This is a genomic window from Mesorhizobium sp. M1423, from assembly GCF_040317575.1.
Taxonomy (GTDB): domain Bacteria; phylum Pseudomonadota; class Alphaproteobacteria; order Rhizobiales; family Rhizobiaceae; genus Mesorhizobium.
The window spans coordinates 20,825-33,819 of the sequence record NZ_JAMYKU010000025.1 but is presented as its reverse complement, the minus strand read 5'-3'; the positions used below and the strand labels follow the sequence as shown (position 1 = coordinate 33,819).

15 protein-coding genes are annotated in these 12,995 nt (G+C 62.1%); 1 reads left to right on the top strand and 14 read right to left on the bottom strand.

From position 1 onward, the window contains the following. The first annotated feature begins 72 nt into the window (after nucleotides 1-72). On the top strand, nucleotides 73-690 hold the full coding sequence (locus NKG95_RS26140) for an alpha-ketoglutarate-dependent dioxygenase AlkB family protein (RefSeq protein WP_353042913.1): 618 nt from the start codon (nucleotides 73-75) through the stop codon (nucleotides 688-690). On the opposite strand, the gene NKG95_RS26135 is transcribed toward NKG95_RS26140, so the two are convergent. The 14 genes from NKG95_RS26135 to NKG95_RS26070 all read right to left on the bottom strand — a co-directional run bounded on the left by NKG95_RS26135 (nucleotide 653) and on the right by NKG95_RS26070 (nucleotide 12,992). Then, complete coding sequence (locus NKG95_RS26135) at nucleotides 653-2,278, bottom strand: hypothetical protein (RefSeq protein WP_353042912.1); 1,626 nt, start codon at nucleotides 2,276-2,278, stop codon at nucleotides 653-655. The genes NKG95_RS26140 and NKG95_RS26135 overlap by 38 nt on opposite strands. 90 nt (nucleotides 2,279-2,368) lie before the next feature. Continuing rightward, nucleotides 2,369-3,943 (bottom strand): hypothetical protein, encoded by a 1,575-nt coding sequence (locus NKG95_RS26130; protein WP_353042911.1) that lies wholly within the window; start codon nucleotides 3,941-3,943, stop codon nucleotides 2,369-2,371. Between the two features lie 91 nt (nucleotides 3,944-4,034). After that, nucleotides 4,035-5,609: a hypothetical protein gene (locus NKG95_RS26125; RefSeq protein ID WP_353042910.1), complete on the bottom strand. Its 1,575-nt coding sequence runs from the start codon at nucleotides 5,607-5,609 to the stop codon at nucleotides 4,035-4,037. After that, the gene (locus tag NKG95_RS26120) at nucleotides 5,599-5,994 is read right to left on the bottom strand and encodes a GtrA family protein (RefSeq protein ID WP_023718272.1); all 396 of its coding nucleotides are present in this window, start codon (nucleotides 5,992-5,994) and stop codon (nucleotides 5,599-5,601) included. Before NKG95_RS26120 ends, NKG95_RS26125 begins: the two co-directional genes overlap by 11 nt. Before the next feature lie 7 nt (nucleotides 5,995-6,001). Next, nucleotides 6,002-6,772, bottom strand: coding sequence for a class I SAM-dependent methyltransferase (locus NKG95_RS26115; protein ID WP_353042909.1), 771 nt, complete (start codon nucleotides 6,770-6,772; stop codon nucleotides 6,002-6,004). Then, nucleotides 6,772-7,779, bottom strand: a complete 1,008-nt coding sequence (locus NKG95_RS26110) for a glycosyltransferase family 2 protein (RefSeq protein ID WP_031193759.1) — start codon at nucleotides 7,777-7,779, stop codon at nucleotides 6,772-6,774. The genes NKG95_RS26115 and NKG95_RS26110 overlap by 1 nt, the downstream gene beginning before the upstream one ends. Before the next feature lie 76 nt (nucleotides 7,780-7,855). Beyond that, a complete protein-coding gene (gene coaA / locus NKG95_RS26105) occupies nucleotides 7,856-8,815 on the bottom strand; it encodes a type I pantothenate kinase (protein WP_023718269.1) in 960 nt (319 codons plus the stop codon). 18 nt (nucleotides 8,816-8,833) lie between these two features. Then, nucleotides 8,834-9,160 (bottom strand): phosphoribosyl-ATP diphosphatase, encoded by a 327-nt coding sequence (locus tag NKG95_RS26100; RefSeq protein WP_254815934.1) that lies wholly within the window; start codon nucleotides 9,158-9,160, stop codon nucleotides 8,834-8,836. Nucleotides 9,161-9,196: 36 nt separating this feature from the next. Then, on the bottom strand, nucleotides 9,197-9,991 hold the full coding sequence (gene hisF / locus NKG95_RS26095; protein WP_353042940.1) for an imidazole glycerol phosphate synthase subunit HisF: 795 nt from the start codon (nucleotides 9,989-9,991) through the stop codon (nucleotides 9,197-9,199). After that, a complete protein-coding gene (locus NKG95_RS26090) occupies nucleotides 9,988-10,824 on the bottom strand; it encodes an arginase family protein (protein WP_353042908.1) in 837 nt (278 codons plus the stop codon). Before NKG95_RS26090 ends, hisF begins: the two co-directional genes overlap by 4 nt. Then, the gene (gene hisA / locus NKG95_RS26085) at nucleotides 10,821-11,570 is read right to left on the bottom strand and encodes a 1-(5-phosphoribosyl)-5-[(5-phosphoribosylamino)methylideneamino]imidazole-4-carboxamide isomerase (protein WP_353042907.1); all 750 of its coding nucleotides are present in this window, start codon (nucleotides 11,568-11,570) and stop codon (nucleotides 10,821-10,823) included. Before hisA ends, NKG95_RS26090 begins: the two co-directional genes overlap by 4 nt. A 2-nt stretch (nucleotides 11,571-11,572) precedes the next feature. Further along, the gene (locus NKG95_RS26080) at nucleotides 11,573-11,863 is read right to left on the bottom strand and encodes a DUF1330 domain-containing protein (RefSeq protein WP_352484487.1); all 291 of its coding nucleotides are present in this window, start codon (nucleotides 11,861-11,863) and stop codon (nucleotides 11,573-11,575) included. Nucleotides 11,864-11,866: 3 nt separating this feature from the next. Next, nucleotides 11,867-12,517, bottom strand: coding sequence for an imidazole glycerol phosphate synthase subunit HisH (hisH, locus tag NKG95_RS26075; protein WP_352484488.1), 651 nt, complete (start codon nucleotides 12,515-12,517; stop codon nucleotides 11,867-11,869). 1 nt (nucleotide 12,518) lies between these two features. Further along, on the bottom strand, nucleotides 12,519-12,992 hold the full coding sequence (locus NKG95_RS26070) for a DUF2628 domain-containing protein (RefSeq protein ID WP_353042906.1): 474 nt from the start codon (nucleotides 12,990-12,992) through the stop codon (nucleotides 12,519-12,521). Nucleotides 12,993-12,995: the final 3 nt, after the last annotated feature.

Sequence of the window (12,995 nt, the reverse complement as noted above, 5' to 3'; positions counted from 1 at the left end):
GGATTTCGGGTCGCCGTCTTCATGAGCTGGTGGCATCATTTTCTCAAAAGACCCAATGAAACGATCAAGCTGATGCTCGTGCTGCCCAAAGGCGTCCGCCATATGCTCGGCTACCTGTCGCGTGCCTCGCAGGAAGCGCTGGTGGAAGATGTCAGGAAAGTCGTGCAGGAAGCCCCGCTGTTCGTGCCGGCGATGCCGCGCACCGGCAAGGAGATGAGCGTGCGCATGACCAATTGCGGCCCGCTGGGCTGGGTCACCGACAAGGAGCAAGGCTATCGCTACCAGCCGACCCACCCGGTGACCGGAAGGCCTTGGCCGCCGATCCCGGAGATGCTGCTGGAACTGTGGCGGGACGTGTCTGCCTATGCGCACCCGCCGCAGGCCTGCCTGGTCAATTTCTATTCGCAGGACGCCAAGATGGGTCTTCACCAGGACCGTGACGAGATCGATCTCTCCGCACCTGTCGTCTCGGTCTCACTCGGCGACGATTGCCTGTTCCGGGTCGGCCAGACCACGCGCGACGGCACCACCAAATCGTTCAGGCTGAAGAGCGGCGACGTCGTCGTGCTCGGCGGCGAAGGGCGGCTCTGCTTTCACGGCGTCGACCGCATCTACCCGTCGACGTCGGCGCTGCTCCGGAACGGCGGCCGCATCAATCTGACGCTGCGGCGGGTGACGACACCGACGTAAAGCGCTCGTCCGCCAACGGATGGGGGCGGACATAGTCGTCGCGTAGATAGATGCGCAGGGCATCGTCTTCTACGAGCACGCGGTAACGAGCCAGGATGGCGTCAAAGCCAAAACGCCCCATCAACTGGCGTGTCCAAAGGCCATCATTTTTCCTAGAGATTTTCTTAAAGATAATAACGTCAGGGCGCAGACGCTCAAATTCTTGGCGTTTGCTTTCAGCGTAACGCTCCATGATCGTCTGGTAATGCGTCGCCTGGGCGACATCACCCGAAAGCGCGGCTTGCCGGGACAGAGCCATTGCAAACGCTCCAAGCCAATCATTGGGATCGGCCGAAACGAACTGGCCGCCGATCATGCGGCTTAGCGGATGTCCAGTGTCTATATCTGGACTGATCAAGGCGACGTTTGGTCGATCGGTCGCGGCGCGTATCGCGGCAACCAGCACCGCGTCTGGCTTCTGAGTGCCCCAGTTCGGTACGAAGGCGGCCACAATCGCCAGCGACACCAAGGCTCGCGGGGGAACCGCCAGGCGGGAGAGCAGCCCTGCCGATTGCCGCTCGCTTCTCGGCAAAGCCAGCAAGCAAAGAATGGCCGCTACGGCGTAAAAAATCGTCGGATAGGCGTGATAGGTCCAGCCTTTGGTCTGGTAGAACAGCGGGAACAAGCCGGCAATCGATGCTGCCAGCGCTACAGCAGCCAGTTCTGGGAAATGGCCGACCGGCCACGACCACCAAACCAGGAACACAAGGAGAAGCCAGATAGACCCGTAGTACACCATTCTAGGCACGGAGGCACTGCCCTTCGCATAAACGTCCGCCAGCTGCGGATAGACGTCGCGCAGAAATTCCGGATAGATCAGGGTGACCGCTGCCAGGTAGGCGATGCAAACGCCGCCGATCACCCAGTGTTCCAGGGCGAACACCGGTCTTAGGCTGCGCCGATGCGCTGCAACGAGCAGCGCCGGCGCCAGCACCATGATCGCATAATAAGGCTTGATCAGCAGGAGCACCCCGCCAGAAAGGCCGGCCAGCCCGGCGAGACCTGAGCTTGGTTGCGTGCTTGCCTCTTTTCGCGCCCGCCAGGCATGCAGCGCCAGCAGCGGCATGAACAGCGCGATGCCGATGTGCTCGCGCTCACTGAAGACGTTGCCCGGGAAGATGACCAGCATCGCGTAGAAGGCCGGGCCCAGCGCAAACAGCAAGGGCGTTTCCGTGAACCCGGCGCGTTTGATGATGGCGCCGGAGAATAAAAGCCCGATCAATGCGGCCAGGTATGTCCAAGCCTGAACCAGGACTTCCGGGGCGATTCCCAGCAACTTGGCCGCAGCCACTGGCGGTAAATAGAGCCATACGCTGAACGGGGGATTGGTCTCATGGATTTGCGAGTAAAGCCGCTCACCGGAGAGCATACGCTCGCAGACAGTGGTCAGCCAACTCGTATCCGGAATGGTGCCCCAACGTTGCTGGAAGACAACCGAAACGACGGTGAGCACAGCAATCACAAGAACATTGCGGCTAGGAAGCAGCGACGCCGCAACATCCTGGCCGCGCCACCGGCTCAAGCTATCAATGTCGTTCGAGACGCTCATGATGTTGCACCGAGGCTCTCGAGCTCGAGCCATACGTCGTCCAGCGGAGCGATTGGATCCAGCCGCGTCATGGTTTTTCCGAGGCCTTGCTCAATTCGGGTGGCCGGTCGCCCGACCGGACATAATCGTCGCGCAGATAGATGCGCTCGGTCTCGTCCTCGACGAGATGCGGTAGTGCGCCAGGATGGCGTCAAAGCCAAAACGCTCTGTCAGTTGGCTTGTCCACATCGCGTTGTTTTTCTTGAAGACAATGATATCCGGGCGCAGACGCGCGAATTCTTTGCGTTTGCTTTCGACGTAACGCGCCATGATGGCCTGGTAACGCGTGGCTTCAGCGGTATCACCGGAAAGGGCTGCCTGCCGGGACAGGGAAAGCGCGAACACTCCGAGCCAATCGCTGACATGGGTCGAAACGAACTGCCCATCGATCATGCGGGTCAACGGATGTCCCGAGGACATATCCGAACTGATCAACGCAATAGTAGGCCGATCGGTCGCGGCGCGAATGGCGGCAACCAGCGCCGGCCCCGGTTTCTGGGTGCTCCAGTATGGCAAGAAAGCGATTGCCACCCCCGCCAGTGCCCAAGCTCGCGAAGGCGCCGTCACGAACGCCAACAGCTTCGACGGCTGCCGCACGATCCTGGGCACTGCCAGCAGGCACAAAATGGCTGCCACGGCGCAAAAGATCGCGGGATAGGCATGATAAGACCAGCCTTTCGCTTGGTAGAACAGGGGAAACATGCCGGCGATCGATGCAGCCAGCGCTACCGCCGCCAGCTCTGGAAACCGCCCGGCCGGCCACAGCCACCAAATCAGGAAGACGAGGAAACACCACGCGAAACCGTGGCCGATCACGATGGGCCAAAAGATGCCGAGCTTTCCATAAACATCCGCCAAGAGGGGATAGATGTCGCGCAGGAATTCCGGATGGATCAGCGTGACCGCGCCGAGATAGACAATGCAGATGCCGCCAATGACCCAGTGTTCCAGGGCGAAGATCGATTTCAGGCTGCGCCGGCGCACTGCAACGACCAGCGCTGGCGCCAACACCATGATCGCATAGTAGGGCTTGACCAGCAGCAAAATGCTGCCCGACAGGCCGGCGAGTACGGCGATCCCCGGGCCTGGTTGGGCGGCTGCATCTCTGCGCGCACGCCAGGCGTGAAGCGCAAGCAGCGGCATGAAAAGCGCCATGCCGATATGCTCCCGCTCGCTGAAGGCGTTGCCGGGGAAGATCACCAGCATTGCGCAAAACGCTGGCCCCAGTGCAAACAGTGATGCAGTTTCGGTGAAACCCGCGCGCTTGACGATCACGCCCGAGAGCGAAAGTCCGATAAGCACGGCAAGGTATGTCCAGGCCTCAACCAGGATTTCCGGGGCGGCGCCCAGCAATCTGGCCACAGCCACTGGCGGCAGATAGAGCCATACGCTGAATGGAGGGTTGGTCTCGTGGATCTGCGAGTAAAGCCGCTCACCGGAGAGCATCCGCTCGCATACCGTGATCAGCCAGCTAGTATCGGGAACAGTCCCCCAACGCCGCTGCCAGACGATGGAGAACACGGTGGCTGCGGCAATGGCCAGGACATTGCGGCTAGGAAGCAGCGCCGCCGCGATATTCCGGCCGCGCCACCGGCTCAAGCCGTCAATGTCGTTCGAGACGCTCATGATGTTGCACCGAGGCTCTCGAGCTCGAGCCATACGTCGTCCAGCGGAGCGATTGGATCCAGCCGTGCCATGGTCTTCCGGGAGCCTCTGCTCAATTGGTTTGGAGCGGCGCAGGCGCCGTGTAACGCAGATAGACAGTGATTTCCGGCTCGTGGTGCAGCAGACGATAGTCGGCCAAGGCGGCTCCGATCCGCTTGTCCTGCAGCATCAGAGCTGTCCGCGCGGGCGAGCCTGACAGCACGACATCGGGCTTCTTCGCTGATATCTCGGCGGCGTATTCGCCGATCACCCGATCGCGGATGCTTTCAAGTTCCCGTCTCCGTTCGAGATCGCCGGTGGCGCGGGCGAGCGTGTCAGCGTTGGAGACCGCCCAGGCGCTCGGATGGCGTGATATGAACCTGCCGTCGACCAGCCTGGCGAGGGGATGGGCAACCTGCATCCGGTCGGCGATCGACATGATGGTCGGGGTTTCGACCGTTGCGTGGATCGCGGCGACAGAGCGCCCGATCGGGCCGTTGTCCGTCGTCAGCGCCGCGTACTGTGCCCTGACCGCTAGTTGCAGCACCAGCACGCAGCCGAAGATCAGGGCGGCCTTGCGAATGAAGCCTGCACTGCGGAATGTGCCGAACCGCAGAAGCTGGATGCCAAATGCAAGTGTTGCAACAACGACCATCGCCAGGGCGTGATTGGGCCAACCCTTGCCCATGACGATGAAGGCCGGAATGAACCCCAGTGCGGTCAGAAGCGGAATCCTGACGTCCCAGTTCGTCTGCCTCAGGCCGCCGGCCGCAAGCACGGTAGCGGCGGCCAGAAGCAGCACCACTTTCGGCCAGTTCGCCAGCATATCGGCGGTAGAGGCCCTCAACGGAAGATAGACCTCGCTGACCAAGGGCAGGACTTCGCTTAAATAAGCACGGTCGAAGAGCGCGATGGACGCGACATAGGCGGCCACGATCGTAGCGCCAAGCAGGTTCTCCACGACGAAGAGCGGTTTCAGCGACCGCCTTTCAACCGCAAGACAGAGTGACGGCAACATGAAGGCCAGCGCAAAATAGGGCGGCTTGACCATGACCACGATCGCCGCGCCGAAGCCCGCGACCATGTGCTCCAGGCGCGAGCCGGCGCTGAAATCCGGGTTCCGCTGACGTGTGCATTGCAACGCCACCCAAGGCAGAATGGCAATCAACGCGAAGTGCTCGCGTTGGCCGAATTGATCCGGCATGAAACAGAGAACCCAGCCCAGGGCCGCCGCTGCTGCCCAGAACGCATGGGGCTGCCGGTAAACCGGTTCATCGCGCGCGAGAATGCGGACAGAAACGAAAAGACTGGCCAGGCTCAGGCAAACGACACCAAGCGTCAGCCAGAATTCCGCACGTATGCCGGTGAGCTTTTCCAGGAGCATGAACGGCATGTAGAGCCAGATCGAGAAAGGTGGGTTGGTCTCCATGATGTCGGTGTTGAGCCGCTCTCCGCCAAGCAGCCGATCACAGACGACCAGAAGCCATGACACGTCGACATTGGTCGGTATCGCAATTGTTGTCAGCCAGACGGCGTATATGACGACCAGGCAGGCCAGCAGCAACGGGGCGCCCGCCACGCCCGCAAACGGCGAGAAACGGTTGGCACCGGGCAGCAGTTCACTGAGGGATCGCGCGCTAGAGACCACGAAACACCCAGCGTCCGAGGACGACATAGTTGATGACCGGCACGGCAATGCAGGTAAGCAGGATCGGGACTGCGGCAGGGACGCCGAGCATCTGGGTCAAAAGCCCCGGCAGGGCGATTGCGACAGCGAGGCCGGAAGCGGTGAGCAGGAGAAAGCGGGGCAGTTCCATCGCGTGGCTGCCGCCCGAGGTGAAGGTGAAATATTTATGCCCGGTGTAAGAAAACAGCGCGGCAACGGCGTAGGCCGCAAACGATGTGAGCGCCGCCGGCAGGGCCGCCGTCGCCTGCCCACGCGACAGCAGGAGAGCACAAACGGCATAGATCAGCGTCGACGCAATGCCAATTAGCGCAAAGCGCGATAGTCGACGATACGAGCCGGTGCCCATTGCGCGGTCAAGCTGCCAATTTCTCGTCGAGGCGACCGGTTTCGACGGCGTCGTCCTTGCGGAATACCGCCAGCAGCGAAACACCGAAGGGCAGGCTTGCATTTGGTATGATGCGGCCTTCCGCCGAAAACACTGCCTTCATCGCCGCATTCAGTGGTTTCGACGGCGTTGCATGGCCGGCTGGCAAGGCGGGCTTGCGCAACCTATCCACCAGCCGTGCCAGTGCCGCTACAGGAAAGAGTGCGGCATTTGTGTAGCTCAGCCGGTCGATCCTGAAACCAGCCCTTTCAATTCGTTCACGCAGCAGATTGCGTGAATAGCGCCGCATATGATGCAGCCCCACATCATGCGTGCTCCACAACCATTGGTGTGCGGGCACCGTAAGGATGACGCTGCCGGCTGGTTTCAGCATCTGGCGGATCGCGGAAAGCGATGCCTCGTCTTCGGCGACATGTTCCAGCACGTCGAACAGGCAAACCAGGTCGCAGCTTTGCGGCGTGACAGGAATGTTGTCCGGCAGATGTCCGGCAAGGAAGTCGCGGCCGGTCTTTTCCCAGGCAATCCTGCGTGCGAGATCGCTCATCTCGACTGCCGTCACGGTGCCGAACTGCTCCAGCATCCGGATGTTGCCGCCGGTGCCGGCGCCGATCTCGACGATGCGCGCCTTTTCGGGCAGGTCGATGCTGCGAATGACCGCCTCTGCGATGGCGCGACGCCCGCAGAACCACCAATGCTCGTCTTCGGTGGCGGCCATCTGTCGGTAGGCGTCGAGCTCCATTAGCTCATTCCCTCATATTTGCGGCGCACAATGTAGATCGGACGCTGCTTGATCTCGGCGTAGACCCTGCCGAGGTATTGTCCGATGATGCCGATGCCGAGCAACTGGATGCCGCCAAGAAAAAGAACGCTGACCAGCAGCGAGGCGTAGCCGGGCACATCAACGCCAAAGATCATTGTCTTGGCGACGATCAGCAGGCCGTAGAGGAACGACAGCGCGGAAATCGTCGCGCCGACATAGGTCCAGATTTCAAGCGGAGCGGTGGAGAAGCTGGTGATGCCTTCGAGCGCGAAGTTCCACAGCTTCCAGCCGGAGAATTTCGACTGGCCGGCGATCCGCTGATCGCGGACATATTCGACGCTTGCGGTGCGGAACCCGACCCAGGCGAACAGGCCCTTCATGAAACGACGGCGTTCGGGCAAAGACCGCAGCGCCTGGATGACCTGACGGTCGATCAAACGGAAGTCGCCGACATCGTGCGGGATCTTCTGCTGCGCGATCCAGTTGTGAACGCGGTAGAACATCGAGGCGGAGCGCTGCTTGAGAAAGCTGTCGCTCGACCGGTTGGCTCGCTTGGCAAGAACAACCTCGAACCCCTCGCGCCACTTTTCCACAAGCAACGGGATGACATGCGGCGGATCCTGCATATCGACGTCCATCGGGATCGCGGCATCGGCATCGCAGCTGTCGAGGCCCGCGGTCATCGCGGCTTCCTTGCCGAAATTGCGTGAAAGGTCGATTATGTGGATGCGAGGGTCTGCTTGTTGGGCTTCGATCAGCTTTTCGAGCGTCGTATCGCTGCTGCCGTCGTTGACGAAGATGAACTCGAGGGCAACGCCATTGTCCTTCAGCGGAGCGGTGCTTTCGCACACCGCCTTCAGGAACGGGGCAATCGCGCCTTCCTCATTGTGGACCGGCACGATCAGGGCAATCGTGGCGGCGCCGCTGCCCGGATGTGCGACGCGGTCCGCTGCCGGCCGATCAATATTTAGGAATGGCGCATTCATTGTTTGCCGAGCCCGCAGATCAGGCCTGACAATAGGAAGACGGGGTTAAGATGACTTTAAGGAATGAATCGGGATTTCACAGTTTTCGGAGCGCCACTTCCTCGACCAGATGATTGGCGCCCTTGCGCAGGATGAGATCGGCGCGGGCGCGGGTCGGCAATATATTCTCGCGCAAGTTCTTCAGGTTGATGTTGGTCCACAGGCCCTCGGCGATGGCGCGGGCCGCATCCTCGGAAAGTTGCGAATAGCGGTGGAAGAAGGAGGCTGGGTCGCGGAAGGCGGTTTCGCGCAGCCGCATGAAGCGGGCGATATACCAGTGATGGATAAGCGCCTCCTCGGCATCGATATAGATGGCGAAGTCGAAGAAATCTGACAGGAAAGGCACGATCTTGCCGTCCTTCGGCAGCTTGCCAGGTTGCAGGACATTGATGCCCTCGAAGATCAGGATGTCCGGCCTGTCGATGGTCTGGAACTCGCCCGGGATAACGTCATAGGTCAGGTGCGAATAGACCGGCGCGCGGACGTTGCGCTGCGCCGATTTGATGCCGGACAGGAAACGCAGCAGCGCGCCGACGTCGTAGCTGTCGGGAAAGCCCTTGCGCTCCATCAGATTGTTGCGGCGCAGGACTTCGTTCGGCAGCAGGAAACCGTCGGTGGTGACCAGATCGACCTTGGGACTCGACGGCCAGCGCGCCAGCAGCTCCTTTAGCACGCGCGCCGTGGTCGATTTGCCAACCGCCACGGAACCGGCAATGCCGATGATGAACGGTGTCTTGGCCACGTCCAGCGCGTTGAAAAAAACCTGGCGTTGCCTGAACAGGAGTTGACTGGCTTCGACATGGGCCGACAACAGCCGCGACATCGAAAGGTAGATGCGCTCGACCTCGTGGAGATCGACCGGATCGTTCAGCGACCGCAGACGACGGACCTCGTCCTCGGTGAGCGTCATCGGCGTATCGGCGCGGAACCGCGACCATTGCTCCGCCGAGAAGAACCGATAGGGTGAATACTTCTCGGTAGGAGCGAGCTGGTCCATCGAGTTCCTCCGCAGCGATCAGCCCCGGTCCAGCCGAGACGCCTTTTCGGCGATGCCCGAACGACCGGTGCGGCGTTCAAGCTCGTTGAGCACATCGCTCAGCGGAATGTCCGCTATGCCGAGAACGACAAGCCAATGATAGATGAGATCGGCGCTTTCCGAAACAAGCGCGTCCCGGTCGGCGCTGACGGCTGCGATCACCGTTTCGACCGCCTCTTCGCCGAGTTTCTGCGCTGCCTTGCTCATGCCGCGCTGAAAGAGCTTGGCCGTCCACGAATCCGGATCGCCGGAACGTGCGCGTTCGCCAATGATCTTCTCCAGATCGGAGAGTGAGAACTCGGTCATAACGGCGTTTACAGCCTCTTCTTAGCCGGAAAGGCTCTAGGACCGATTACCCGGCGAGTCCAGCCGCATCGGCAGTCCGGCCTGAGCCATATGCATCTTGGCTTCGGCGATGCTGTAGGTGCCGAAATGGAAGATCGAGGCTGCCAGCACCGCGCCCGCATGGCCGTCGCGAATGCCTTCGACCATGTGATCGAGCGTGCCGACGCCACCGGAAGCGATGACCGGCACGCGTACGGCGTCGGCGACCGCGCGGGTAAGCGCTATGTCGTAGCCGGCCTTGGTGCCGTCGCGGTCCATCGACGTCAACAGGATCTCGCCGGCGCCGAGATCGACGATCCGCCGAGCGAACTCGACGGCATCGATGCCGGTCTTCTCGCGGCCGCCATGGGTGAAGATCTCCCAGCGATCAGCCTCGCCCGCAGCGGACACTTTCTTGGCGTCGATGGCGACGACGATGCACTGGTTGCCAAACTTGTCGGCAGCCTCGGCGACAAAATTTGGGGTTTTCACCACCGCCGTATTGATCGACACCTTGTCGGCGCCGGCCAGAAGCAGCTTCCTGATGTCGGCGACCTGGCGGACGCCACCACCGACAGTCAGCGGCATGAAACATTGTTCGGCCGTTCGGGTGATGACATCGAAGATGGTCTCGCGGTTTTCCGACGAGGCGGTGATGTCGAGAAAGCAGAGCTCGTCGGCGCCGGCCGCGTCATAGGCTTTTGCCGCTTCGACGGGATCGCCGGCATCGACCAGGTCGACGAAATTGACGCCCTTGACGACGCGACCGTTCTTGACGTCGAGACAGGGGATGACGCGGGCTTTCAGCATCAGATCCTCTCGATCGCCGCAAGAAAGTCGACAAGCAGCTGGCCGACGACGGACGGAACCTCGGACTGGGAATCAAAGGCCGGATCGTAGGCCGAGAGCGTCACGCCCACGATCGGGATGGACCTGGCCAGCCCGTAGGCAAGCTGCCGTAGCTGTTCCGGGCTAGGACCGCCCGGATGCGTGTAGCGGTTCACCTGCAGCACATCCGGATCGAGGACATCCAGGTCCAGATGCAGATGTCCCCGAACAGCCCCTGCCGCTGTGAGCTTTCCGACTCTTTCGAGCGCACCGGCACATTCGGCGCGCACGATCGGCAACGTTTCCAGCAGGCGCTTTTCGTCGGGATCGAGGTCGCGGGCATCGACCAGCATGCAGTGCGCCGGGTCCATCGGCCGGAATCCCGGAATTGCTGCCGTCATCGGACGCCAGCAGAGCCCGAGCGTCGCCGCCAGCGCCATGCCGTCGAGAAAGCCGTAGGCGGACGTCTCTGGCGTGTTGAGATCGCCATGCTGATCGACCCAGATAATCGAATCCGCGTCTTCACCGGCAACCGCACCGGCGGCGGTCAGGCAATTTCCAGCAAGGACAATGGGGAAGCCTCCTCCGTCGCGGGCGAGGCCGACCTTGGCCGCGACGGCGTTGCAGACGGCGAAGCCGGTTGCGATTTCGCGCCCCTGCTCGTCTCCCACCTTGCCGATATCTTCGACGGCGACGTCATGGCCGGCCACGGTCAGAGCTTCGACGAGCCCACCGCCGATGATGGCGTCCGGCCCCTGGCCGCACCCTTCATGATAGTGCCCGCTGTTATAGGGGGCGAGGATAATCGAGACTTTCATGATGACGCCCCTGCCATCGGTTTGCCACGCAGGATCGCCAGTGCCTCGGCCGGGTCGATGCGGCCGTCGTAGAGCGCGCGGCCGGAGATCGCGCCTTCGAGCTTCCGCGCATCGGGCATGGTCATGCGCACAATGTCGGCGATCGAGGCGAGCCCGCCCGAGGCGATGACCGGGATCGAAACCGCCTCGGCAAGATCGATGGTGGCGTCCCAGTTGATGCCGGTCAGCACCCCGTCTCGATCAATGTCGGTGTAGATGATGGCAGCGACGCCGGCGCCCTCGAATTTCCTCGCCAGTTCGATGACGCCGAGGCTCGAGGCCTCGGACCAGCCTTCGACCGCGACCTTGCCGCCCTTGGCGTCGATCCCGACGGCGATCTTGCCCGGGAACGCCTTGCAAGCCTGCCTGACCAGATCCGGATCGCGCACCGCCACGGTGCCAAGAATGACGCGGGCCAGCCCACGGTCGAGCCAGTCCTCGATCTGCGCCAGGGTGCGGATGCCGCCGCCGAGCTGCACCGGGTTGTTCGTCGCCTTGAGGATGGCGCCGACTGCCGCGCTGTTGACGCTCTGGCCCTTGAAGGCGCCGTTGAGGTCGACGACGTGCAGCCATTCGAAGCCCTGCTCTTCGAAGGCGCGCGCCTGAGCGGCGGGATCTTCATTGTAGACCGTCGCGGTCGCCATGTCGCCATGCTTGAGGCGCACGCATTTGCCGTCCTTGAGGTCTATCGCCGGAAACAGGATCACCTTCAGGCGCCTTCGACGATGACAAAGTGGCCGGTCGAGCCGGCGAGCCTGTACTTCAAGGCCTCCTGGTATTCGGGCGAGCCGTAGCAGGCGATCGCCGTCTCGTAGGATTCGAATTCCACCAGCACGTGGCGATTGCCTGTCGGCCCTTCCGGGCTGGTATACCGTCCGGCGCGCACGGGAAACTTCGCGCCGTATTTCGCAAAAGCCGCGGCATTGGCCTCGATGTACTGCTTGTAGACCTCGGGGTCGCGGACATCGACCATCGCCATCCAATAGCCCTTCTTGCTCATGACCTAGGGCCTCCATTGCAGGAAGTTGGTGATCAAAGCGAGGCCGAGCGCCTGGCTCTTCTCGGGGTGGAATTGCGTTCCGGCGAGATTGCCGCGGGCGACAGCGGCCGTCACCGGGCCACCGTAGTCGGCGACCGCCAGCACCTCGTCCTCCTTCCGTGCATCGAGATGGTAGGAGTGGACGAAGTAGGCGTGCAGCCCCTTCCCGCCCGTCGCAATGCCGGAAAACAGCGGATGCTTGCGCTTCAGGTCAATCGTGTTCCAGCCGATCTGCGGGATCTTCAGTGTCGGATCGGCCGGCGTGATCTCCTTGACGTCGCCGGCGATCCAGCCAAACCCTTTCGTAACCGTTTTCTCCAAGCCTCGCTCCGACATCAGCTGCATGCCGACGCAGATGCCTAGGAACGGCCGTCCCTTGACGATCGCGACCTCCTCGACCGCTTCCCACATGCCGGCCACAGCGCGCAGTCCAGCGGCGCAATCGGCATAGGCGCCAACGCCGGGCAGGACGATGCGGTCGGCGGTCCTGACCCGCTCGGCATCGGCTGTGAGTTCAATCGCGGCGGCAATGCCGGCTTCATGAGCGGCACGCTCGAAGGCCTTGGTGGCCGAGCGCAGATTGCCCGACCCGTAATCGATGATCGCGACCCGCATCTCAGCGCTTTCCCGGAATATGGGTCAGCCCCAGTGCCATGCCCATCGGCGTCGGCCGGGCAAGTGCTGCGTCCGGGACGATGCGCTGTGCGGGGGACCGTGCATTCGAATCCGCATCGGTTTCCAACGCATAGCGAATGTCGGCATCGTCGAGCCGGTTGGCCTCGACCACGCCCCATTCATGCCAGCCGCGACGGCGCAGGGCTGCGATCCGCAAGCCCTGCCCTTCCAGTCCGACAAAGAGCATGACAAGCAGAGATAAAAGCGAGCCGGCTGTTTCCAGGTCCAGCCTTTCGCCCAGCATCGAGAGCAGGCCCATGGCGACAAAGGCCAATGCCGCCTCAACCCACAGCCGGTGCCAGGCCAGCCACAGCGGCGGCACCAGGAAGCCGAGCCAGGCAAAGCCGTCACGGACAAAGGTGGTGTCCACCCTTTCGCTGCGGCCTGGCGGCTCCATCACGACATAGATGGCCATGGC